The following is a 20,311-nucleotide window of genomic DNA, read 5'->3' as shown; positions in this document are numbered from 1 at the left end:
CCCGCCTGTACGAGGAGCCGCACCTCCATGGCCGAACACCCCGCCTACCCCGTGGGCCTCCGTCTCGCCGGCCGTCGCGTCGTCGTCCTCGGCGGTGGCCAGGTGGCCCAGCGCCGGCTTCCCGCGCTCGTCGCGGCGGGCGCGGACGTCCACCTCGTGTCCCCTGAGGCGACCCCGTCCGTCGAGGCGATGGCCGACTCCGGCGAGATCACCTGGACGAGGCGCCCCTACGAGGAGGGCGACCTCGCCGACGCCTGGTACGCGCTGATCGCCACCAGCGACGCCTCGGCCAACGCCGAGGCGTCGGCCGAGGGCGAGCGCCACCGCGTCTGGTGCGTCCGCTCGGACGACGCCGACGCGGCGACCGCGTGGACCCCGGCCACCGGCCACAGCGAGGGCGTGACCGTCGCCGTCCTGACCACCGACGCCAAGGGCCGCGACCCCCGCCACACCGCCGCCATCCGCGACGCCGTGGTCGAGGGCCTGCGCGACGGGACGCTCGTCGCGCCGCACCACCGCACCCGCGCCCCCGGCGTCGCCCTGGTCGGCGGAGGTCCCGGAGACCCCGACCTGATCACGGTCCGCGGCCGCCGGCTGCTGGCGGAGGCCGACGTGGTCATCGCCGACCGCCTCGGCCCCCGCGACCTGCTCGCCGAACTCCCGCCGCACGTCGAGGTGATCGACGCGGCGAAGATCCCGTACGGCCGGTTCATGGCCCAGGAGGCCATCAACAACGCGCTCATCGAGCACGCGAAGCAGGGCAAGTCGGTCGTCCGGCTGAAGGGCGGGGACCCGTTCGTCTTCGGCCGCGGGATGGAGGAGGCCCAGGCGCTCGCCGAGGCGGGCATCGCCTGCACGGTCGTCCCCGGCATCTCCAGCTCGATCTCGGTGCCGGGCGCCGCCGGGATCCCCGTCACCCACCGGGGTGTCGCGCACGAGTTCACCGTGGTCAGCGGTCATGTCGCCCCCGACGACGAGCGCTCCCTCGTCGACTGGCCCGCCCTCGCCGAGCTGCGCGGCACCCTCGTCGTCCTCATGGGCGTCGACAAGATCGGCAAGATCGCCGACACGCTCGTGGCGCACGGCAAGCCGGCCGACACCCCCGTCGCCCTCGTCCAGGAGGGCACGACCGCGGCGCAGCGCCGCGTCGACGCCACCCTGGCCACCGTCGCCGAGACCGTCCGCGCCGAGGACGTGCGGCCGCCCGCGGTCATCGTCATCGGCGAGGTCGTGGGCGTCGGCTCCGGACTCCCCGAGTAACCCCGGGTAACCCAACCCGTTCCCAGCCGTTGGCACCGCACCCAGGACAAGGCAGTATCACCCTGTGGCCGATCTCATCACCGTCGAGAACCCCGACGACCCGTGTCTGCGCGACTACACGGGCCTGACCGACGTGGAACTGCGCCGCAAGCGCGAACCCGCCGAGGGCCTGTTCATCGCCGAGGGCGAGAAGGTCATCAGACGGGCCAAGGACGCCGGCTACGAGATGCGCTCGATGCTGCTGTCCGCCAAGTGGGTCGACGTCATGCGCGACGTCATCGACGAACTCCCGGCACCCGTCTACGCGGTCAGCCCCGAGCTCGCCGAGCAGGTCACCGGTTACCACGTGCACCGGGGAGCACTCGCCTCGATGCAGCGCAAGCCGCTGCCGACGGCGGAGGAACTGCTGCGCACCGCGCGCCGGGTCGTCGTCATGGAGTCGGTCAACGACCACACCAACATCGGCGCCATCTTCCGCTCGGCCGCCGCCCTCGGCATGGACGCGGTGCTGCTCTCCCCGGACTGCGCCGACCCCCTCTACCGCCGCTCGGTGAAGGTCTCGATGGGCGCTGTCTTCTCGGTCCCGTACGCCCGTCTCGACACCTGGCCCAAGGGCCTGGACTCGGTGCGCGAAGCCGGGTTCAACCTGCTCGCCCTCACCCCGGACGAGAAGGCGAGGTCCCTCGACGAGGTCGCCCCGCACACGATGGAGCGGGTCGCGCTGATGCTCGGCGCGGAGGGCGACGGGCTGTCCACCCGGGCGCTGATGGCGGCCGACGAATGGGTCCGCATCCCGATGGCCCACGGCGTCGACTCCCTGAACGTCGGCGCGGCGGCCGCGGTCGCCTTCTACGCGGTGGCGACGGGCCGTCCCACGAGCTGAGGGCCGCCCTCCGGGCGACGACGGGAGCCGTCGGACACGCCCTAGGGCCTGTCCTCGCCGCCTCGGTGGTGCGCGCTCCGGTGCGCACCGGCGATCGCGCCGCCCGCGGGCAGGGGCCCGGACGCCGACTGCTCCCGTTGCACGCCGACGCGCGGACCGTCGTCGAGTCCGCGCGACGGCCCCTGGCAGCCCTGGGCCGCCGCGATACCGAGCGCGACCAGCAGCGTCACCACCACGAACACGAAGAGCCGCTGGCGCAGCAGCCGCGGATTGGCGGGCCGCCGGCCGGTCCCGGTGGCGCGCGGGCCGGACCGCCCGGTACCGCTGCGGGGGGCGGGCCTGTTCCCGGTGCGGCCGGTGTTGCGGGCGGGTGCCGGACGCGATCCCGACCGCGATCCGCCGTTGGTCCCGCCGGTGCGCGGCGGGGGAGTGGTCCCCGGCCGCCGCTGGGTGCGCTGCTCGGCGTACTGCTCGGCCAGGCGTCCCGTCGGCCGGTCCGGGGCCGAGCGCGGCGCGGGCGGTCGCGCGTCCACCATGCCCTGGGCCTCGCGGGCCGCGATCTCCTTGAGCCGCAGGGACAGTTGGAGGGTGCTGGGCCGCTCCTCGGGATCCTTCGCCAGACAGGCCCGGACCAGCGGCGCGAGCGCGTCCGGGACCCCGTGCAGATGCGGCTCCTCGTGCACCACCCGGTAGAGCATCACCTCGGAACTGCCCTGCCCGAAGGGCGAGTCCTGGGTCGCCGCGTACGCGAGGGTGGCCCCGAGCGCGAACACGTCCGTGGCCGGGGTGACGGCGATGCCGCGCACCTGCTCCGGCGCCAGGAAGCCCGGGGAGCCGACCGCCGTGCCGACGTGGGTGAGCGTGCTGGCCCCGGTCGCCCACGCGATGCCGAAGTCGATGATCCGCGGTCCCTTCGGGGACAGCAGGATGTTGGACGGCTTGAGGTCGCGGTGGACCACCCCGGCCTCGTGCACCGCGACCAGTCCCTCGGAGAGGGCGGCGCCGACGGCGGCCACGTCGGCGGCCGACAGCGGCCCCTCCTCGGCGACCTTGTCGTGCAGGGAGGGGCCGGGCACGTACTGGGTGGCGAACCACGGACGGTCCGCCTCCAGGTCGGCGGCGACGAGCCGCGCCGTGCAGCCGCCCCTGATCCTCCGTGCCGCCGACACCTCGCGCGCGAACCGGGAGCGGAACTCCTGATCCTCCGCCAGATCGGGCCGGATCACCTTCAGCGCCACCCGCTGGCCCCGTCGGTCGGAGCCCAGGTAGACGACACCCATGCCTCCCGCGCCGAGCCGTCGGTGAAGCCTGAACGAGCCGACGACACGCGGGTCCTCGCGCCTCAGGCGCATCATCGCCATGTCCATCCCCGCTGCCCGGTCCGTTTGACGAGCCACAGCTTACGTTTCCGCGGCCGGGTGCGCGCAGAGGCCGCGCCCTCTCGTTTTGATCGATTGTCAGTGCCGGGTGGGAAACTTGAGAGGTGGTCAGGGAGCTTTGAAGCAGAGCCCCTTTGGCCTGTTCTTGATCCCAACCGTCCATCGTCGAAGGGGGATTGAGCTCATGAAGGGTGATCGGGTGGAGATAGTCGTGGACGCGGGGGACACGACGCGCACGTACGAGGTGGTGGCGAGCAGGGCGGGTCGCCGGGTGGAGACGGCGGTGCGCCGAGGTGTGGTGGAAGTGAGCGAAGTCACTCGAAACGGAACAGTGGTACGGACCGCCCGCTTCATGGCGACTCGGGTGCTGGCGCTGGTCGAGCAGCCGGTTCCCCGGGAGGACGGCCCGGAACAGTAGGGGCACATCGGGCGACCCCTCCGGGAAGACCCTGAGACCCGGGCCCACGTCTCCACCCACGGTAGTACTCAGCAGGTCACGGCTCATCCTCCGGGAGGCCCGGCAATCGGTACGAGGGCATGACGACCCGTCGTCGTCACACGCCTAGATTTGAGGTCAAGCGGCGGGTGCAGCACTCGTCCCCCGAGGTCAGACACCCGCCGCTGCCAGACACGACGGAATCTCGGTCAGGAGAGGGACCATGGCCCACACGGCACCGCGGACAGAGCTCCGTACGCAGGGACGCAAGGTGTACACCGCCGCGTTCGGCACCCGCCAGGGTCAGCGCCACCCCTTGGTGGCGACAGCGATGGTCCTCCCCCTGGCGGCCCTGCTCGTGGTCGCCTTCGGCGGCTGGGACGCGGTGGTCACACAGGCGTCGTCCGTGGGCGTGATGCTGGGGCGCTGAGCGGCGCCCCAGGCCCGGAAGAGCGGTCCGGGCGGGGACATCCGGCCATGAAACCCCGTGGGGACGGGGGTGCGGCGGACGGCAGGAAGATGCCCGCGCAGCTGGGGAGCTGCGCGGGCATCTCTTTGTGCCCGCCGCCCGCCGCCCGCCGCCCGCCGTCTGCTGCCCGCTGCCCGCACTCGCCGGCGGTGCTCGGCGCCGGGTGCTCGGGCCGGGCGGCGGGGCCGGGGCGGACGGGCCCCGTGACCCGGTGCCGGTCCGCGCCGGTGGCGGAGACGCCGGGCGTACGGGTTCGGGCGCACCCCGGAAGAACCGCGCCACGTCGGCGGCGCAGGGCTCCGCACGGTCCACCACGAGACCGGCCGCACGGTTCGGCGAGGGCGGAGGGCTGCCGGAGTACCGGAGCCTCGGGGTGCGGCGGTAAGCCCGCCGGGTGCCGGGTGCCGGGTGCCCGGGGATCGGGTGCCGGTGCGTCGGGGTTCCCGGGCGGGCCGGGGCATCGAGGGGGCCGGCGCTGGAGGTCCGCTTCGGGTGCGTACCCTCACCGGCAGGTGCCCGGCGGCCGATGCCGTACAGGCCCGTCGTCCGGCCCAGGGAGATCCGTGACCGTCCCCAGTCTGCTGTCAGCGCTCGCCGCCGCGGCGCGCGGCGCGGCTCACCCGGCGGCGGCCGTGCCCCGCCCCCGCGGAGCCTGCGCCTGCGGTGCCGAGGACATCCTCCTCGCGGACCGCGACGACGGCACGGTGGTCCGCCACGGCGGCGTCGTCGCCAAGGCCCACGCCCCCGACACGGAACCCGGCGCGCTCGCCCTGCGGGTCTCCGCCGCCACGCGCCTCCCCGGCATCCTCCTGCCCCCGTCGGACCCGGTCCCCGCCGGCCTCCTCGGCCGCCGGGTGACCCTCTGGCCGTACGGCGCCCCCGTCGACCCCGACGCACCCGACGCGGCCCCCTGGGAAGCGGCCGCGACCCTGCTGGCCCGGCTGCACCGGGCTCCCGTTCCGGAGGGGCTGCCGCCGATGCGGGGACCCGTCAAGGCCGCCCGCGCGATCGCCCGGATGCGCGCGGCCGGCCCGCACCCGGCCGCCGCTCCGGTCCTGCGGGCCTGGGCCGCCCTGCCCGCCTGGGCGCGGGCCGAGGCCCCGGTGCCGGACGCCACGGTCCTGTGCCACGGTGACCTGCACCTCGGCCAGCTCGTACGCCACCCCGCGCCGGACGGTCCCTGGCTCCTCATAGACGTCGACGACCTGGGCGTCGGCGATCCCGCCTGGGACCTGGCCCGTCCCGCCGCCTGGTACGCCTGCGGGCTGCTGCCGCCCGACGAATGGCTCCGCTTCCTGACCGCCTACCGGGAGGCGGGCGGCCCCGCGGTCCCCGCCGACGGCGATCCCTGGCCCGCCCTGGACGTCGCGGCCCGCGCCCTCACCGTGCAGACCGCGGCCCTGGCGATCGCCAAGTCCGTCGCCGCGGAGCAGCCGTTGGACGAGGTGCAGCGAGCCGTGGTCGACGCCTGTGACCGAATGAGTACCGTCCCGCCCGAGTTGACCCGGGGTTTCGCGACGTAGGCTGCAACCGACCGAGGGCGGGCGGTGTCCGTCCTGGCGGAAGCAGTATCGACCGGCGAGGAGTTGAGCCGAGCATGCAGTGTCCGAAATGTCATGCGCCGATGCACACGTACACCCGCAACGGTGTCCAGATCGAGCAGTGCAGCGGCTGCCGCGGGATCTTTCTCGACTACGGCGAGCTGGAGGCGCTGACCCGCGTGGAGGCGCAGTGGTCCCAGCCCGCGCCGCCGCCCCCGGGCGCCCCGCAGGCGTACCCGTCCGCGCCGGCCCCCGCATGGGGCGCCCCGCAGCACGGCGGTCACTACGGCGGCCACGGCGGCCACCACCGTCACAAGAGCTTCGGTCACATGCTCTTCTCCTCCTGAACCACCCCGAAGGGGCCCTTCCGAACGGAGGGGCCCCTTCGGCGTGTCCGGATTCCCTTCGGCGTGTCGGGGTCCCCGTGTGTCCGAGCCCACGCGGGCCGGTCCACGGAAGCCGGGTACGACGAAGCCCCCGGTCGCCGAGACGACCGGGGGCTTGCTTGTGCGCGATACTGGGATTGAACCAGTGACCTCTTCCGTGTCAGGGAAGCGCTCTCCCGCTGAGCTAATCGCGCAGGTCACGCGGCCGGAGCCACGCTTACTGCTGGTACTGCGTGCGCGATACTGGGATTGAACCAGTGACCTCTTCCGTGTCAGGGAAGCGCTCTCCCGCTGAGCTAATCGCGCGGGGATCCTTGCGGACCGGTGGACGATACTGGGATTGAACCAGTGACCTCTTCCGTGTCAGGGAAGCGCTCTCCCGCTGAGCTAATCGTCCTTGGAGGTGGAGACGGGATTTGAACCCGTGTAGACGGCTTTGCAGGCCGTTGCCTCGCCTCTCGGCCACTCCACCAGGAGTGCGGGTTCGGGAAGATCCCCCACTTCCTGCGAGCGGACGACCAGGTTCGAACTGGCGACCTCAACCTTGGCAAGGTTGCGCTCTACCAACTGAGCTACGTCCGCTTGTCGTTTCCGTTTCGCTTGCGCGTCCCGGCGACGTGTTGAACTCTAGCGGATTCCCGGGCCAGTACAAAAACGCGTTTGTGCAGCGTGCTGCGGTCTGTCCCCCCGAGGACATGGCCAGGGCGTTCACCGGACGCCCGTCCTAGACTCGTCTGCGTGCTCGACCTCCCTCCTCTGGCCCGCTTCGGCGGCCTCGTCGCCACCGGTCTCCTCGATGTCACCAGCGATCCCGCGGCCCTCGACTCGAGCGGCTTCTGGGCCGTCTCGGCCGACTTCGAAGGGCGTCTGACCTGCGCCCGCTTCCGCGACGTACGAGAGGAGCCGGTGCCCGCCCCGGTGCCCGGACGGTGGCACGGACCGTCGGCCGGTGACTGGACGTCCTCCCTCGACCGCGCCGCGTACACCGCCGGCGTACGGCGCATCCGGGAGCACATCGCGGCCGGCGAGGTCTACCAGGCGAACCTCTGCCGCGTGCTCTTCGCGCCCGTCCCGGCCGACGCCGACGTCGACGCGCTCACCGCTCTGCTGGCGCGCGGCAACCCGGCCCCGTACGCCGGAACGATTCGGCTGCCGGACCACGGCGTCGAGATAGCCACCGCCTCCCCGGAGCTCTTCGTGCGCCGCGCGGGCCGCGGCGTCGAGTCGGGGCCGATCAAGGGCACCGGGCGCACCGAGGCGGACCTCCTGGACAAGGACTACGCCGAGAACGTGATGATCGTGGACCTCGTCCGCAATGACATCGGCCAGGTCTGCGCCACCGGCACCGTGACCGTGCCCGACCTGTGCGTCGTCGAGAAGCACCCCGGGCTCGTGCACCTCGTCTCCACCGTCAGCGGGGAACTGCGCGAGGACGTCGGCTGGCCCGAGCTCCTCGCCGCGGCCTTCCCGCCCGGCTCCGTCACCGGCGCGCCGAAGTCCAGCGCCCTGCGGATCATCGACGCCCTGGAGACCGCGCCGCGCGGCCCGTACTGCGGAGGCATCGGCTGGGTCGACGCCGACCGCGGCACCGGAGAGCTGGCCGTCGGCATCCGCACCTTCTGGATCGACCGCGCCGACGGCGTCCTGCGCTTCGGCACGGGGGCGGGCATCACCTGGGGATCCGACCCCGAGGGGGAGTGGCGGGAGACCGAGCTGAAGGCGTCCCGGCTGCTCGCGGTAGCGTCGGGAACGTACGACGCGGGTGACGGGCCCCTCTCCGACTGACCCGGTTTCGGGGACGGCGCGGGGACCGGGCCGGAACGCCGTGCCGGACGACACACCCGGCACACTCACATGCGAGGTAGGGACCAGTGAAGCTTTGGCTCGACGGCGGGCTGCAGGACATCGAGGCCGCCCGTGTCTCCGTCTTCGACCACGGACTGACCGTGGGTGACGGCATCTTCGAGACCGTGAAGGCGGTCGACGGCCGGCCCTTCGCGCTGACCCGTCACCTCGACCGGCTGGCCCGCTCGGCACGCGGCCTCGGTCTGCCCGAGCCCGACGCCGACGAGGTGCGCCGCGCCTGTGCCGCCGTCCTCGAGGCCAACCCGATGCCGCTCGGCCGGCTCCGCATCACCTACACCGGCGGTCACGGCCCGCTCGGGTCCGACCGCGGAGAGCACGGTCCGACCCTCGTCGTCGCGCTCGGCGCCTCCGACCCGCGCCCCGACTCCACGGCCGTCGTCACCGTCCCCTGGACCCGCAACGAGCGCGGCGCCCTGACCGGTCTCAAGACCACCTCGTACGCCGAGAACGTCGTCGCCCTGGCCCGCGCGCGTGAACACGGCGCGTCCGAGGCGCTGTTCGCCAACACGGTGGGCCGACTCTGCGAGGGCACCGGGTCGAACGTCTTCGTCGTCCTCGACGGTGAGATCCACACCCCGCCGGTCGCCTCCGGCTGTCTCGCCGGCATCACCCGTGCCCTCGCGGTCGAATGGACCGGCGCCAAGGAGACCGACCTGCCGCTGGACGTCCTGGAGAGCGCCGACGAGATCTTCCTGACGTCCACGCTGCGCGACGTACAGGCCGTGCACCGGGTCGACGCCCGTGAACTGCCGGGCGCGCCGGGCCCGGTGACCGCCAAGGCCATGCGCGTCTTCGACGAGCGGGCCGGGGACGACCTCGATCCCTGACCGGTCCGGCGGCCGCCGGAACCCGCGCCGTCGGCCGGTCCGGCCGACGGCGGCCGCCAGGTGACCAGGCTTCCGGGACCGCCGGGAAATTCGGCTGCCGACGCGGTCGTCAGCGGGTACAACACCCCTGATGACGACGACCCTGCGGCCGACCGAGCCGCTCCACCGCGCCGCCGACGGGACCCTCTCGCGCCGCTACCAGGTGTGCGTGAACAGCCGTCCCGTCGGCCGGGTACACCTCGCCACGGAACCCGGCTCGGGCCCGCCCGCCGCCAGGATCCACGAGCTCCGCGTCGACGAGCCGGACCGCGGCCGGGGCCGGGGCACCGTGGCCGCGCTGGCGGCGGAGGAGGTCGCGCGGGGGTGGGGCTGCCGGCAGATCGTGGTGACCGTTCCCGGTGACGCCCCCGCGGCCCTGGGGTTCACGAGGATGCTCGGTTACGTCCTGCGCAACCGGAACATGGAGAAGACGCCCGACGGCTCCGCGCCGGTCCTTCCCCCCGGCAGCGCCGACCGTCCCATGACGCGGGACGAGTTCGAGGTCTGGGACCGGGAGGGCAGACGGCAGTACGCGGAGGACTGGATCCGGCGTGGCGTGCCGGAGGCCGAGGCGCTCGCCAAGGCGGACCGCGACTTCGGCGGCGCACTGCCGCAGGGCCCGGACACGGCGAACATGTGGCTGAGCGTCCTGGAGCACGAGGGCGTCCCCGTGGGCGATCTCTGGGTGGGGCGCCGGGGCGCACGCGCCTTCGTCTACGACGTCGGGGTCCGCGCGGACCGGCGCGGGCGCGGCCACGGCCGGACGCTCATGCGGCTCGCCGAGGCCAGGGCGACGGCCGCCGGACTGGACCGGATCGCGCTCAACGTCTTCGCGGGGAACACCCCGGCCGAGCGGCTCTACGAGTCGCTCGGCTACGAGACGACGGAGTACCACCTGTACAAGACGCTGCTGTAGACGGGAGTGAGGCTCTGCCCCGGCCGGGACGGGGCTCCGGCCGGGGCGGGGCACTGCCGGGGCCGGGGCGGGGTCTCGTCCCGGCCCCGGGAGGCGCGGGACAGGGCGCGGTTCCGGCCTGGACAGGGCACGGCTCCGGTCCGGAAAGGGCGCTGCCCGGGCCGGGCCCGTCGTTCGGCACGGGCCACTGCCCGGCACGGGCCCGGCTCCGTGGTTCGGTGCGGGCCCGGGGCCGTCACGGCGACGGCGTGGGTCAGGCCTGGCCGGCGAGCAGCCGGTCGGCGATCTCCTCGATCCGCTCGCGCAGTCCCTCCTGGCTCTTGCCGCCGTCCAGACGCTCCCCGCCGATGACGTACGTGGGGGTGCCGGTGACACCGATCGCCTTGCCCTCGGCCTGGTCGGCGTCGACGATCAGGATGTGCCGCCCGTCGATCAGGGCCGTGTCGAACTCCTCGGCGTCCAGGCCGAGTTCCCGTGCGACCTCGACCAGGAAGGCTTCGCCGCCCTTGCGGTCCAGTTCCTCGACACGACCGAGCACGGCCTCGACGTACGACCAGCCGGCGCCCTGCTCCGCGGCTTCCTCGGCGGCCTGCGCCGCGGCGAAGGCGTGCTTGTTCTTCTCCAGGGGGAAGTGCCGAAGCCGCGGCTCCAGGCGGTCGCCGTAGCGGGCGCGCAGCGCGTCCAGGTCGGCGAGGGCGCTACGGCAGTCGGGGCACTGGAGGTCGCACCAGACGTCCAGGACGACGGGGGCCGGGCGCGTGGCGGAGGAGCCGGAGGAGTCGTTCATGGAACCAGTCTCCCAGTCCGGCCGGAGGGAGGTTCCACCAGGCGGCCGGGCGATGGAGGGCTCCACCGGGACCTGAGGAGGACGGTGACCCCGAGATGTCCCTGAGGTGTGCCCGGACCGTGGCATACCGGGCGGGCCGCGGTGCAGGATGGAAGGGACGAGGAACATGCCGCACCCAGCCACGCCTGGAGGACCGGAATGATCGCAGAGACCGTCTGCTCCGCCGTCTCCGTCGCCGGCCTGGGCATCGCCGCGGTGACGGCGTACCGCAAGCGTTTCCTGGCCGCCGCCCGGATCGCCGCCTACTCCCTGGTGCCGCTCGGTCTGGTCATGACCGGAGTGGTCGGCTGGCTCGCCGACACCGCGTTCAGCCCGACCGCCTGGGCCGGCTTCGCGGTGCTCGGCGGCGCATGGGCGCTGTTCATGATCACCCGCGCCGTGGAGCGGCGCGGCGGTGGGACCCGGAAGGAACGCAAGGCGGCGAAGGCCGCCGCGCAGCGCGGAGTGGCCGCTCCCACGGCTTCGGCTCCGTCGCTGGGCCCGGGCGCCGGCCCCGGCTCCCGGCCGACGGCGGAACCGCGGGCGACGGGTTCCGGGGACGACTTCAGCGACATCGAGGCGATCCTGAAGAAGCACGGCATATGACCTGCAGAAGCGACACAAGATCACAAGCGTGACGCAGGGAACGCGCGGAACCGTTCACGTTCGAGCGCGCCCGTCACATGATCCAGCGAACTCCCGTATATTCCGGGCGTGTTGATCGCGAAGCAGGCGCACTCTGCGTCATCATCGCCCGCGAGATGCTGGACACAACAACGAGCGACACCGCTGCTCCGCCCGAGGAGCGGCGCGGTTGTCTCTTCGCGCTCTCCCAGCCGCCGCTGATGATCTTCCTTGCGGTGATCGGCTGTCTGCTGCTCATGGCTTCGCTGCACGACCTGCTGCTGCTCTGAGCTGTACACGGAGCCCCTGGCGCCACCCGCCGAGGGCTCCGTCAGTCCGGCACGGGGCCGGACCCCTCTGTCCACGGGGCGGCCCGGCCGGCCCTCCCCGTGGTGGTGCGACCCGCTCAGCCCGCGGCTTCCTTGCGGCGAGCCCGGTAGGCGGCCACATGGAGCCGGTTCCCGCAGGTGCGGCTGTCGCAGTAGCGGCGGGAGCGGTTGCGGGAGAGGTCGACGAAGGCCCGTCGGCAGTCCGGGGCCTCGCAGCGCCGCAGCCGGTCCTGTTCTCCGGCGACCACGAAGAAGGCCAGCGCCATCCCGCAGTCGGCCGCGAGGTGGTCGGCGACCGACGCCCCCGGCGCGAAGTAGTGGACATGCCAGTCATAGCCGTCGTGGTCCGTCAGCCGGGGCGTGGTGCCGGCGGCCGCGACCAGTTCGTTGATGAGCGAGGCGGCGGTCCGCGGGTCATCGGCGGCGAAGATCCCGGCGAACAGGCCGCGAACGTCCTGCACGGCCGCGAGATCGCGCTCCGACAGCACCCCGACATCGCTGATGTTGTGCTTTCGTACGAAATCGGCGAGGGACGCCACGTCGGCGAGTCCGTCCGCCGTCCCGCTCTCGTCCTCCGGCGCGGTGTTCACCAGATCCACCACGGCGTCGAGTGCGCACCGGGTGTCGTGGGTGATCAGCACGTTTCGCTCCCTGGCCTGGGGGCCGGGCGAGGGCGCCCGTCCGATGCTGGCCGATGGTAGTGGCTTCCCGTCGCGGCCGAGACGGGCGTGGGGCGCGAAGAAGGGAGGGAGCGGCCCAGGAGGGTGGGTGCGAAGGAGGGGAGTGGTGGCCCGGGAGTGCGGGTGCGAAGAAGGGAAGGGGGCCCAGGGGCGTGGGTGCGAAGGAGGGGAGGGGGCCCGGGAGTGCGGGTGGGCGCGCGGCGGCGCCGCCACCGCGATACCTCCGCGGTGGCGGCGCCGGCGCCTGCCCTATGCGATTGTCTGGGCCCGAGCCGTCTCCCCGAGTGGACGGCGCCGGGCGGCTCTGTCGTGACGCGTCAGCTCTCGGCCAGGATGTGTGAGAGCTCCGTGTCGAGATCGAAGTGCCGGTGCTCCGTGCCCGGCGGCACGGCTGCGTCCGTTCGCTTCAGGAATGACTCCAGGGCCCGCGCGGGGGCTTCGAGCAGGGCTTCACCCTCTGGGGAGCTGAGGGCGATGCACACGACGCCCTGGCCGTGGCTCCGGGACGGCCAGACTCGGACGTCGCCGGTACCGGTGGGCCGATGCAGGCCCTCGGCGAGGAGGTCGCGGGCGAACACCCACTCGACGGTTTCCTCGGCTCCGGTGTGGAAGGTGGCGTGCACGGCATAGGGATCGGCCGTGTCATACCGCAGTCCTGCGGGTACAGGCAGTGAGGACTCGCTCGACACAACGAGGCGCAGGTGCAGCTCGCAGCTGACCGTGGTGTTCATAAGCGCCAGGGCCTTTCGCTCAGTGTGCGCTCGGGGATTCGCACGTCGGCGAAATCGACATGCCACCTACGGTGCCGTTGTAAACCCCTCTGAGGGTTTTGCATGTCTTTATGTAACTCATCCGGCCGAGGGCGCCTTCTCCGGATAGGGCCATTCCGGTGACTGGTTTCTCTCGGGTAGGGTTTGGTCGTATGAATACGGGGAGTGACGAGTCGGGCGAGGTCACCACGGCCGGTGGCGGCGCGGACGGCGGTGCGGACGGCGAGCGGGCGCTCGGTTCCCGGGCGCCTCATTTCATCAAGGCGCGCCGCGCGCTGCACGTGAGCTGGCAGGTGGGCGTTTTCGTCGTCGGGCTCGCGGTGGTCGCCGCGGGTGTGGTCATGCTTCCACTGCCCGGGCCGGGGTGGCTGGTGATCTTCGGGGGCATGGCGATCTGGGCGACCGAGTTCGTCTGGGCCCAGCTGGTGCTGCGCTGGACGAAGCGGAAGGTCACGGAGGCCGCGCAGCGGGCGCTCGATCCCAAGGTCCGGCGTCGGAACATCATCCTCACCACGGTCGGTCTCGTGATCGTCGCCGTGCTGGTGGGGGTGTACCTGTGGAAGTTCGGCCTCGTGATGCCGTGGAACATCACGGAGTGAGGGGGCCGTCCGGACGTCGTCCGGGGCGCCTCGGATGGTCGAAGGCAACCCGTGACATGGGGTAATGTTCTTCCTGCGCCCGGGCGATTAGCTCAGCGGGAGAGCGCTTCGTTCACACCGAAGAGGTCACTGGTTCGAACCCAGTATCGCCCACACGTAGGGAAGACGGCCCTGGTCCACGACATCGTGGACCAGGGCCGTTCTCGTTGTGTCGGTGCGGGGTCGCCGTGCCGGCCGTCGCGGTGTCGCTCCGGTGGGTGGGTCGGGGCCGTGCCGGCGCATCGGCCCGTCGCCGTTGGACGAGAGGTGGGCGTCGGTGGCGACGGGCATCGATGTACCGGCACGGCCTCGACGGCGCATAGCCGGCTGCAGGTGCATCGTGGTGACGATTCCAGCCCCGGCCGGGAAAGTTTCAGCCCTTCCGGCGTTTGAGGAGCGGGGGGCGGGGGCGGTGCCCCCGGTTCGGGTCGGGTAGGGGCGGAGGGGGCGAAAGAAGTCCCCGGTCTCACGCTCCGTTTACTTCGGGCACGTGGGCACCCCGTCGGCGTCTGTCGCGGTAGTGCGTTTTCGGCCGCGCCCCCGATCCGCGCCGTCGGTCGCGGGGCGTTCGGCGGGCCGACCGCGAGGGTCCGGGCCTGCGTGCTTCCCCGCGGGCGTGGAGGAAGGGGTGCGGCAGACGGCGCGGCGGGATCGGAGCGTCGTACGTCAATTCCTGCCCGAATCATTGACGCGCCCGGGGCGCCTCCGTACCTTGTGCCAGCAAGCGCTTACTTGAAACGATTCATGCAGGCGGCGTCGACGTGGCGGGGAGGCCGGCAGTGGGGAACAACGGGAGTGTCGAGAGGCGTACGGTGCTCAAGGCGGCCGGAGCCTCGGCGGCCGCGCTGGGGCTGGCCGCGACGACGGGCTGCGGCGGCAGCGGAAGCGGCGCCGGGGACGGGACGGTGACGATCCGTTACGCCTGGTGGGGTGCGGACGAGCGGGCGAAGCGGATCAACCGGTCCGTCGCGCTCTTCGAGAAGAAGTATCCGAAGATCAAGGTGCAGACGGACTTCCAGGATTACGTGGCCTTCTGGGAGAAGTTCCAGACCCAGGCCGCGGGCGGAAATCCACCGGACGTATTCCAGAACGCCGTCGGTTTTCTGCGGAAGTACGACAAGCGGGGGATCCTGCTCGACCTCAAGTCCCAGATAGACGCCGGAAATCTCAGCCTGAAAGGCTTCCGTGCCGGAGTCGAGAAGGTCGGGCAGGTCGACGGGAAACAGCTCGGAATTCCCGTCGGATCCAACACCATGTCACTTGTCGTCGACGAGAAGGTGTTCGAGAAGGCGGGCATCGAGCCGAAGCGGGGCTGGACCTGGGACGAGTACTTCGCCGCGCTCAAGAGGATCCACGACACGCAGAAAGTGGCGGGCGACACCGGCTACTTCAGCATCATGTACCTGTACGACCTCTACCTCCGGCAGAACGGCAAGGCGTTCTTCACCGAGGACGGACTCGGTTTCGACGAGGCCGATCTGACGGAGTGGTGGACCGACGGATACAACCGGGTGAAGGCCGGCATCGTCACCGATCCCAAGCGGGTCGAACAGGACAAGCCGAAGTCGTCCCTCTCGGCGGGCCACGCGGCCTCCGAGTTCACGTGGGACAACTTCACGGTCCGTTATACGGCCGAGGGTGACAGCAGTTACGGTCTTGCGCCGATCCCGACGACCGACGGCAAGCAGACCGGCCAGTACCTCGCCTCGCTGATGCTCAGCGCGTCCGCCCGCACGAAACACCCCGAGGAAGTCGCCCGGTTCATCGATTTCATGGTCCATGACCCGGAAGTCGGAAAGATCATGGGTTACGACCGCGGGATTCTCTCCACCACCGAGCAGTTCGACGCGTTCCAGCCCGCCGACGCCCCCAGCAAGGCCATCGCGCGGTACGAGCAGGACGTGGCCGCGGCCGGTGTGCTGGGCGCGATCACCCCGCATCCGGCAGGCGCCGACACCGTCGAATCCGCCTTCCTGCGCATCGGCGGCGACATGTCGCAGGGCACCACCAAGGTCTCCGACGCGGTGAAGCAGTTCTTCTCCGAGGCGAAGACCGCCCTCGCCGTCTGATGGGAACCGCCGTGACGCTCGTCAAGGACTCCCCGCCCGACGCGGCACCGGGACCCCGCGCGGCCCCCGGCGCCGGCGGGCGCCGACGACGAGGGGAGAACCTCGCCGGCTATCTCTTCATGTCGCCCTGGATCGCGGGCTTCCTGCTCCTGACCGCGGGCCCGATGGCCGCCTCCCTCTACTTCGCCTTCACCGACTACGACCTCTTCGACCCGCCGCGGTGGATCGGCTTCGGCAACTTCACCGCCATGTTCGACGACCCCCGGTGGCAGAAGTCCGTCGAGGTGACGGCCGAGTACGTCGTCATCGGTACGCCGCTCAAACTGCTGCTGGCGCTCGGGGTGGCCCTGCTCCTCGCACGGAGCCGCCGCGGCCAGGCCTTCTACCGGGCCGCGTTCTACGCCCCCTCGCTGATCGGCGCGAGCGTCTCGGTCGGCTTCGTCTGGCGCGCGCTGTTCTCCGACGACGCCGTAGTGGACCGTACGCAGTCCTTCCTCGGCCTCCGCTCCGGAGGCTGGGTCGGCGACCCGGAGTGGGTGCTCTACAGCCTGGTGGCGCTCACCGTCTGGCAGTTCGGCGCCCCCATGGTCATCTTCCTGGCCGGACTCAAACAGGTGCCGAAGGAACTGTACGAGGCGGCGGAGGTGGACGGCGCGGGACCGCTGCGCAGGTTCTGGAGCATCACGCTGCCCATGCTGTCCCCGGTCCTGTTCTTCAACGTGCTCCTGGAGACGATCCACTCGTTCCAGATCTTCGGTTCGGCGTACGTGGTCTCCAACAGCACCTGCGGTCCGGCCGACGCCACGCTCGTCTACACCTGCTACCTCTACCAGAAGGGCTTCAGGGAGTCCCAGATGGGCTTCGCCTCCGCCATGGCCTGGATGCTGCTCCTCGCCGTCGCGCTGGTGACGGCCGTCCTCTTCTGGTCGCAGAAGCGCTGGGTGCACTACGAGGGGGACGCCCGATGAGCACCGCCACGGGCAAGGTGCCCGGTCCCGGCACCGCGAGGACCCCGGTACGCGCACGGGGGCGCGCCGGCTCGCTCGCCTGGCACGTCGGAGCCCTGCTGGTCCTCGCGGTCGTCCTCTACCCCGTGCTCTGGGTCCTCGGCGCCTCCTTCAAGCCCGGCCGCGAGATCATCGGCAGCCTGGAACTGTTCCCGTCCGACCCGGTCCTGGCCAACTTCACGGGGCTGACCGACGGGATCGCCGACATCCCGATCACCACCTTCTTCGAGAACTCCCTGTTCTACGCGCTCGGTTCGGTCGCCGGCATCCTGGTCTCCTGCTCGCTGACCGCGTACGCCTTCGCCAGGATCCGGTTCGCCGGGCGGAACGTGCTGTTCTCGCTGATGATCGGCACCCTGCTGCTGCCGTACCACGTGCTGCTCATCCCGCAGTACGTGATGTTCCAGAAGGCGGGACTGGTCAACACCTACGTGCCGCTGCTGATCGGCAAGTACCTGGCCACCGAGGCGTTCTTCGTCTTCCTCATGGTGCAGTTCATGCGGAACCTGCCGCGCGAACTGGACGAGGCGGCGCGGCTCGACGGCTGCGGCCATCCGCGGATCTACTGGTCGATCGTGCTGCCGCTGTGCCGCCCGGCCCTCATCACCAGCGCCATCTTCACCTTCATCAACGCCTGGAACGACTTCATGGGCCCGCTGATCTACCTCAACGAGCCCGGCAAGTACACGGTCTCGCTCGGCATGATGATGTTCCGCGACCAGGAGGGCGTCGCCAACTACGGCGGCATGATCGCGATGTCGCTGGTGGCGCTGCTGCCCGTGCTCCTCTTCTTCCTCGCCTTCCAGCGGTACCTGATCGACGGCATGGCGACCTCGGGACTGAAGGGCTGACATGACCGTCACGCAGCCGAGGGGCCGCGCCGGGGCACGAGCCCGGAGGCCGCCCCGGGAGTCCGTCCTCGCCGAACCGTTCGCCGTGTTCGCGGAGTGTCTGCTGACCGGTGTGTGGATCGCGGTGGCCTCGCTGCCGCTCGTGACCGTTCCCGCCGCGTTCGCGGCCGGCGCGCGCCACCTGCGCCGGCGCACGGCTCATGAGGGCGGCGGACTGCGGGAGTTCACGGCAGACTTCCGCGCCGCCGTACGGGGCGGCCTGCTCGTCGGAGCCGCCGGATGGGCCGGGGCGGCCGTGGTGTGGGTCGACGTCCAGGCCGTACGCGCCGGAATCCCCGGAGGCCCGCCCGTCGGGGCCGTCGGGCTCCTCGCGCTGACCGGGGGAGTCGTCGCGGTGCTGCGCGCGGCCGCGGTCTGGGAGCCGGGGGCGGTCTGGCGCGGGCTGCTCGCGGACGCCGGGCGCCGGACCGTCCTCGATCCCGCCGGGTCCTTCCTGCTCGTCGGCGGACTGGCCGTGGTGGCCGGATCCGCTCTGCTCGTCGCGCCGCTGGCGGTTCCCGTCCTGGGAGCCGTGGCCGCGGCGGCCGTCGCCGTCGAGGAGCGCCCGCGGCGGCGCTGAGCACGCCCTCCGGCGGCCGGAGCGCCAGGAGACGGACAGGCGCCGCGCACGTCCGGCCCCCGCTCCGTCGCGCAGTCGGCCGCCGTCTCCTGAATGTCATGCCCCTGACCGTCCCGTAAGGAGAGGAAAGGCCATGTCGCCCATCCCCCGCAGGTCCCTGCTCAAGGCGGCCGCCGTCGCCGGAGCCGCCGCCCAGTTCGGCTGGACCCTCGGAACCGCGAACGCGCAGGCCGCCCCCGGAGCGGAAGCCACCGGACCCGACCCCGTGAACCTCGACTGGCTGGAGGACGGCGGCCTCGGCGCCGCCCCCGGTTCCACCGTCGGCGTGCCCTGGCCCAGGGGTGCGTACCGGCCCGGCCAGACGTTCGCGCTCACGGACGCAGGCGGCCGGGCCGTCCCCGTGCAGTCCTGGCCCATCGCCTACTGGCCGGACGGCTCCCTCAAGTGGACCGCCCACGCGACGAGTTCGGACGCCGGTCCCCTTGCGCTGACCGCGGGAGAGGCCGCCGCGCCGGAGCGGGAGGTCACCGTCGGTACGAGCGGCGGGGTCATCACCGTCTCGACCGGGGTCATCACCGCGAAGATCGGCAGGAGCGGCTCCGCGCTGGTCAGGTCCGTGACGCGCGGCACGACCGAGATCGCCAGGGACGGCCGCCTCGTCCTCGTCCGGTGCCCCGAGATCGAGGACGGGGACCAGGGAGCCGTGAAGTCCGAGCGCTTCGAGAGCGCGATCTCCGCGGCCGAGGTCGAACAGGACGGCCCGGTGCGGGCCGTCGTCCGCATCGACGGCAAGCACCGCAGGGGCGAAAGGAGTTGGCTGCCCTTCTCGGTCCGCCTGTACTTCTACGCGGGCGCCGACTCCTTCCGCATGGTGCACACGATCACCTTCGACGGGAAGCAGGAACCCGGGAAGAGCAGCGGCGACTTCGTGCGCGGGCTCGGCGTCCGCTTCACCGTGCCGATGCGGGACGCCGCCTACGACCGGCACGTCCGGATCGGCGGCGACGGGACCGGGCTCCTCCGCGAGGCCGTCCAGGGCGTCACCGGGCTGCGCCGCGACCCCGGAGCCGCCGTCCAGGCCGCCCAGTTCGCGGGCGAGAAGCTCGCCGACCCCTCCACCTGGGACCAACGGGTCACCACCCGGCTCCAGTACGTCCCCCAGTGGGGCGACTACACCCTCTCCCAGCTCTCCGCAGACGGCTTCACCCTGCGCAAACGCACCAAGAAGGGGCACGGCTGGATCGCGGCGGGCGGTGGCCGGCGCGCCTCCGGCTTCGGCTACGTCGGCGGGCCGAGCGGCGGACTCTCCTTCGGACTGCGGGACTTCTGGGAGAAGTTCCCCGCCCAGCTCGACGTCCGCGGCGCCCACACCGACGAGGCCGAGGTCACCCTCTGGCTCTGGTCGCCCGAGGCGCGGCCCATGGACCTGCGCTTCTACCACGACGGCATGGGCCAGGACACGTACGCCGAACAGCTCGAAGGCCTCAACATCACCTACGAGGACCACGAACCGGGCTTCGGCACCCCGTACGGCATCGCCCGCACCTCCGAACTGCTCTTCTGGGCCAACGAGTCGACCCCCACGCCCGAGAGACTCGCCGAGCAGATCGACGCCGTCCGCGTGCTGCCACAACTCGCCGCCCCTCCAAGCCAGTTGATCAAGGCGAAGGTCTTCGGTCCCGGGCTCTACTCCGAGCCCGACCGCTCGACACCGGCCAAGGCGAAGATCGAGGACCACCTCGACTTCCTCTTCACCTACTACAAGGACCAGGTGGAGATGCGCCGTTGGTACGGCTTCTGGGTGCGACACGAGGTCGCACCATTCAAGTGGATAGCCCGGTCACAACTGGGCTGTCTCAGGCCAGTGTTCTGAGGCCTGGCCCCACGCTCACATGC

20 protein-coding genes, 6 tRNA genes and 1 pseudogene are annotated in these 20,311 nt (G+C 71.9%); 18 read left to right on the top strand and 9 right to left on the bottom strand.

Annotation, left to right across the window (positions count from 1 at the left end; translation table 11 throughout):
* Nucleotides 1-27 precede the first annotated feature (27 nt).
* Both cobA and ACFW6B_RS29925 read left to right on the top strand, forming a co-directional pair.
* Nucleotides 28-1,260, top strand: a complete 1,233-nt coding sequence (gene cobA, locus ACFW6B_RS29930; protein ID WP_386600779.1) for a uroporphyrinogen-III C-methyltransferase — start codon at nt 28-30, stop codon at nt 1,258-1,260.
* A 64-nt stretch (nt 1,261-1,324) separates the two neighbouring features.
* Nucleotides 1,325-2,143: a TrmH family RNA methyltransferase gene (locus ACFW6B_RS29925; RefSeq protein WP_386600778.1), complete on the top strand. Its 819-nt coding sequence runs from the start codon at nt 1,325-1,327 to the stop codon at nt 2,141-2,143.
* 41 nt (nt 2,144-2,184) lie between these two features.
* Here the strand turns inward: ACFW6B_RS29925 and ACFW6B_RS29920 are convergent, their stop codons facing one another.
* Entirely contained in the window at nt 2,185-3,510 is a 1,326-nt protein-coding gene (locus tag ACFW6B_RS29920; protein ID WP_386600898.1) for a serine/threonine-protein kinase, read from the bottom strand.
* Nucleotides 3,511-3,706: 196 nt separating this feature from the next.
* Here ACFW6B_RS29920 and ACFW6B_RS29915 point away from each other — a divergent pair, with 196 nt between their 5' ends.
* The 4 genes from ACFW6B_RS29915 (at nt 3,707) to ACFW6B_RS29900 (ending at nt 6,315) form a co-directional block, all read left to right on the top strand.
* Nucleotides 3,707-3,940, top strand: a complete 234-nt coding sequence (locus tag ACFW6B_RS29915; protein ID WP_386600777.1) for a hypothetical protein — start codon at nt 3,707-3,709, stop codon at nt 3,938-3,940.
* A 241-nt stretch (nt 3,941-4,181) separates the two neighbouring features.
* Entirely contained in the window at nt 4,182-4,388 is a 207-nt protein-coding gene (locus ACFW6B_RS29910) for a hypothetical protein (RefSeq protein WP_386600775.1), read from the top strand.
* 602 nt (nt 4,389-4,990) lie between these two features.
* The gene (locus ACFW6B_RS29905) at nt 4,991-5,950 is read left to right on the top strand and encodes a phosphotransferase family protein (protein ID WP_386600773.1); all 960 of its coding nucleotides are present in this window, start codon (nt 4,991-4,993) and stop codon (nt 5,948-5,950) included.
* A gap of 74 nt (nt 5,951-6,024) precedes the next feature.
* Entirely contained in the window at nt 6,025-6,315 is a 291-nt protein-coding gene (locus ACFW6B_RS29900; protein WP_386600771.1) for a zf-TFIIB domain-containing protein, read from the top strand.
* Nucleotides 6,316-6,476: 161 nt separating this feature from the next.
* Here ACFW6B_RS29900 and ACFW6B_RS29895 read toward each other — a convergent pair.
* The 5 genes from ACFW6B_RS29895 to ACFW6B_RS29875 form a co-directional block, all read right to left on the bottom strand.
* Nucleotides 6,477-6,548 (bottom strand) — tRNA-Val (locus ACFW6B_RS29895).
* A gap of 40 nt (nt 6,549-6,588) precedes the next feature.
* Nucleotides 6,589-6,660, bottom strand: a tRNA-Val gene (locus ACFW6B_RS29890).
* A 19-nt stretch (nt 6,661-6,679) separates the two neighbouring features.
* Nucleotides 6,680-6,751: transfer RNA gene (locus ACFW6B_RS29885), tRNA-Val, on the bottom strand.
* Between the two features lies 1 nt (nt 6,752).
* Nucleotides 6,753-6,826 (bottom strand) — tRNA-Cys (locus ACFW6B_RS29880).
* 37 nt (nt 6,827-6,863) lie between these two features.
* Nucleotides 6,864-6,936: transfer RNA gene (locus tag ACFW6B_RS29875), tRNA-Gly, on the bottom strand.
* 156 nt (nt 6,937-7,092) lie between these two features.
* Between ACFW6B_RS29875 and ACFW6B_RS29870 the strand changes: the two genes are divergently transcribed.
* The 3 genes from ACFW6B_RS29870 to ACFW6B_RS29860 all read left to right on the top strand — a co-directional run bounded on the left by ACFW6B_RS29870 (nt 7,093) and on the right by ACFW6B_RS29860 (nt 10,002).
* Nucleotides 7,093-8,139, top strand: coding sequence for a chorismate-binding protein (locus ACFW6B_RS29870; RefSeq protein WP_386600769.1), 1,047 nt, complete (start codon nt 7,093-7,095; stop codon nt 8,137-8,139).
* Between the two features lie 86 nt (nt 8,140-8,225).
* A complete protein-coding gene (locus tag ACFW6B_RS29865) occupies nt 8,226-9,047 on the top strand; it encodes an aminotransferase class IV (RefSeq protein ID WP_386600767.1) in 822 nt (273 codons plus the stop codon).
* A 130-nt stretch (nt 9,048-9,177) separates the two neighbouring features.
* Nucleotides 9,178-10,002: a GNAT family N-acetyltransferase gene (locus ACFW6B_RS29860; RefSeq protein WP_386600765.1), complete on the top strand. Its 825-nt coding sequence runs from the start codon at nt 9,178-9,180 to the stop codon at nt 10,000-10,002.
* A gap of 253 nt (nt 10,003-10,255) precedes the next feature.
* On the opposite strand, the gene ACFW6B_RS29855 is transcribed toward ACFW6B_RS29860, so the two are convergent.
* Entirely contained in the window at nt 10,256-10,789 is a 534-nt protein-coding gene (locus ACFW6B_RS29855) for a DsbA family protein (protein WP_386600764.1), read from the bottom strand.
* 198 nt (nt 10,790-10,987) lie between these two features.
* Here ACFW6B_RS29855 and ACFW6B_RS29850 point away from each other — a divergent pair, with 198 nt between their 5' ends.
* Together ACFW6B_RS29850 and ACFW6B_RS29845 are read left to right on the top strand one after the other, a co-directional pair.
* Nucleotides 10,988-11,434 carry a hypothetical protein gene (locus ACFW6B_RS29850; protein WP_386600762.1) on the top strand — a complete coding sequence of 149 codons (447 nt, stop codon included), beginning with the start codon at nt 10,988-10,990 and terminating at the stop codon, nt 11,432-11,434.
* Between the two features lie 155 nt (nt 11,435-11,589).
* Entirely contained in the window at nt 11,590-11,742 is a 153-nt protein-coding gene (locus ACFW6B_RS29845) for a hypothetical protein (protein ID WP_167455603.1), read from the top strand.
* A 116-nt stretch (nt 11,743-11,858) separates the two neighbouring features.
* Here ACFW6B_RS29845 and ACFW6B_RS29840 read toward each other — a convergent pair whose 3' ends face one another.
* Entirely contained in the window at nt 11,859-12,422 is a 564-nt protein-coding gene (locus ACFW6B_RS29840) for a CGNR zinc finger domain-containing protein (protein WP_386600760.1), read from the bottom strand.
* Nucleotides 12,423-12,778: 356 nt separating this feature from the next.
* Nucleotides 12,779-13,192, bottom strand: a complete 414-nt coding sequence (locus tag ACFW6B_RS29835) for an SsgA family sporulation/cell division regulator (RefSeq protein WP_003959770.1) — start codon at nt 13,190-13,192, stop codon at nt 12,779-12,781.
* A gap of 191 nt (nt 13,193-13,383) precedes the next feature.
* Here ACFW6B_RS29835 and ACFW6B_RS29830 point away from each other — a divergent pair, with 191 nt between their 5' ends.
* From ACFW6B_RS29830 to ACFW6B_RS29800, 7 genes and pseudogenes are all read left to right on the top strand, one after another.
* Complete coding sequence (locus tag ACFW6B_RS29830; RefSeq protein ID WP_386600759.1) at nt 13,384-13,830, top strand: TIGR02611 family protein; 447 nt, start codon at nt 13,384-13,386, stop codon at nt 13,828-13,830.
* A gap of 81 nt (nt 13,831-13,911) precedes the next feature.
* Nucleotides 13,912-13,983 (top strand) — tRNA-Val (locus tag ACFW6B_RS29825).
* A gap of 665 nt (nt 13,984-14,648) precedes the next feature.
* Entirely contained in the window at nt 14,649-15,938 is a 1,290-nt protein-coding gene (locus ACFW6B_RS29820; RefSeq protein ID WP_386600757.1) for an extracellular solute-binding protein, read from the top strand.
* A gap of 11 nt (nt 15,939-15,949) precedes the next feature.
* The gene (locus tag ACFW6B_RS29815; RefSeq protein ID WP_386600755.1) at nt 15,950-16,906 is read left to right on the top strand and encodes a carbohydrate ABC transporter permease; all 957 of its coding nucleotides are present in this window, start codon (nt 15,950-15,952) and stop codon (nt 16,904-16,906) included.
* Nucleotides 16,903-17,796: a carbohydrate ABC transporter permease gene (locus ACFW6B_RS29810; RefSeq protein ID WP_386600753.1), complete on the top strand. Its 894-nt coding sequence runs from the start codon at nt 16,903-16,905 to the stop codon at nt 17,794-17,796. Before ACFW6B_RS29815 ends, ACFW6B_RS29810 begins: the two co-directional genes overlap by 4 nt.
* A 1-nt stretch (nt 17,797) precedes the next feature.
* Nucleotides 17,798-18,415 carry a hypothetical protein gene (locus ACFW6B_RS29805; RefSeq protein ID WP_386600751.1) on the top strand — a complete coding sequence of 206 codons (618 nt, stop codon included), beginning with the start codon at nt 17,798-17,800 and terminating at the stop codon, nt 18,413-18,415.
* Nucleotides 18,416-18,548: 133 nt separating this feature from the next.
* A pseudogene (locus ACFW6B_RS29800) lies at nt 18,549-20,216 on the top strand (Tat pathway signal sequence domain protein); the annotation flags it as partial.
* Nucleotides 20,217-20,311 lie beyond the last annotated feature (95 nt).

It is taken from the genome of Streptomyces sp. NPDC058751 (assembly GCF_042746485.1).
Lineage (GTDB): Bacteria > Actinomycetota > Actinomycetes > Streptomycetales > Streptomycetaceae > Streptomyces.
The sequence above is the reverse complement of the archived record's forward strand: the minus strand, read 5'-3'. Positions and strand labels throughout refer to the sequence as shown.

Coding starts and splice junctions, on each gene's coding strand:
- cobA (WP_386600779.1), top strand. CDS start 28: ATGGCCGAACACCCCGCCTACCCCGTGGGCCTCCGTCTCGCCGGCCGT.
- ACFW6B_RS29920 (WP_386600898.1), bottom strand. CDS start 3,510: ATGGACATGGCGATGATGCGCCTGAGGCGCGAGGACCCGCGTGTCGTC.
- ACFW6B_RS29915 (WP_386600777.1), top strand. CDS start 3,707: ATGAAGGGTGATCGGGTGGAGATAGTCGTGGACGCGGGGGACACGACG.
- ACFW6B_RS29910 (WP_386600775.1), top strand. CDS start 4,182: ATGGCCCACACGGCACCGCGGACAGAGCTCCGTACGCAGGGACGCAAG.
- ACFW6B_RS29900 (WP_386600771.1), top strand. CDS start 6,025: ATGCAGTGTCCGAAATGTCATGCGCCGATGCACACGTACACCCGCAAC.
- ACFW6B_RS29860 (WP_386600765.1), top strand. CDS start 9,178: ATGACGACGACCCTGCGGCCGACCGAGCCGCTCCACCGCGCCGCCGAC.
- ACFW6B_RS29855 (WP_386600764.1), bottom strand. CDS start 10,789: ATGAACGACTCCTCCGGCTCCTCCGCCACGCGCCCGGCCCCCGTCGTC.
- ACFW6B_RS29850 (WP_386600762.1), top strand. CDS start 10,988: ATGATCGCAGAGACCGTCTGCTCCGCCGTCTCCGTCGCCGGCCTGGGC.
- ACFW6B_RS29845 (WP_167455603.1), top strand. CDS start 11,590: ATGCTGGACACAACAACGAGCGACACCGCTGCTCCGCCCGAGGAGCGG.
- ACFW6B_RS29835 (WP_003959770.1), bottom strand. CDS start 13,192: ATGAACACCACGGTCAGCTGCGAGCTGCACCTGCGCCTCGTTGTGTCG.
- ACFW6B_RS29830 (WP_386600759.1), top strand. CDS start 13,384: ATGAATACGGGGAGTGACGAGTCGGGCGAGGTCACCACGGCCGGTGGC.
- ACFW6B_RS29810 (WP_386600753.1), top strand. CDS start 16,903: ATGAGCACCGCCACGGGCAAGGTGCCCGGTCCCGGCACCGCGAGGACC.
- ACFW6B_RS29805 (WP_386600751.1), top strand. CDS start 17,798: ATGACCGTCACGCAGCCGAGGGGCCGCGCCGGGGCACGAGCCCGGAGG.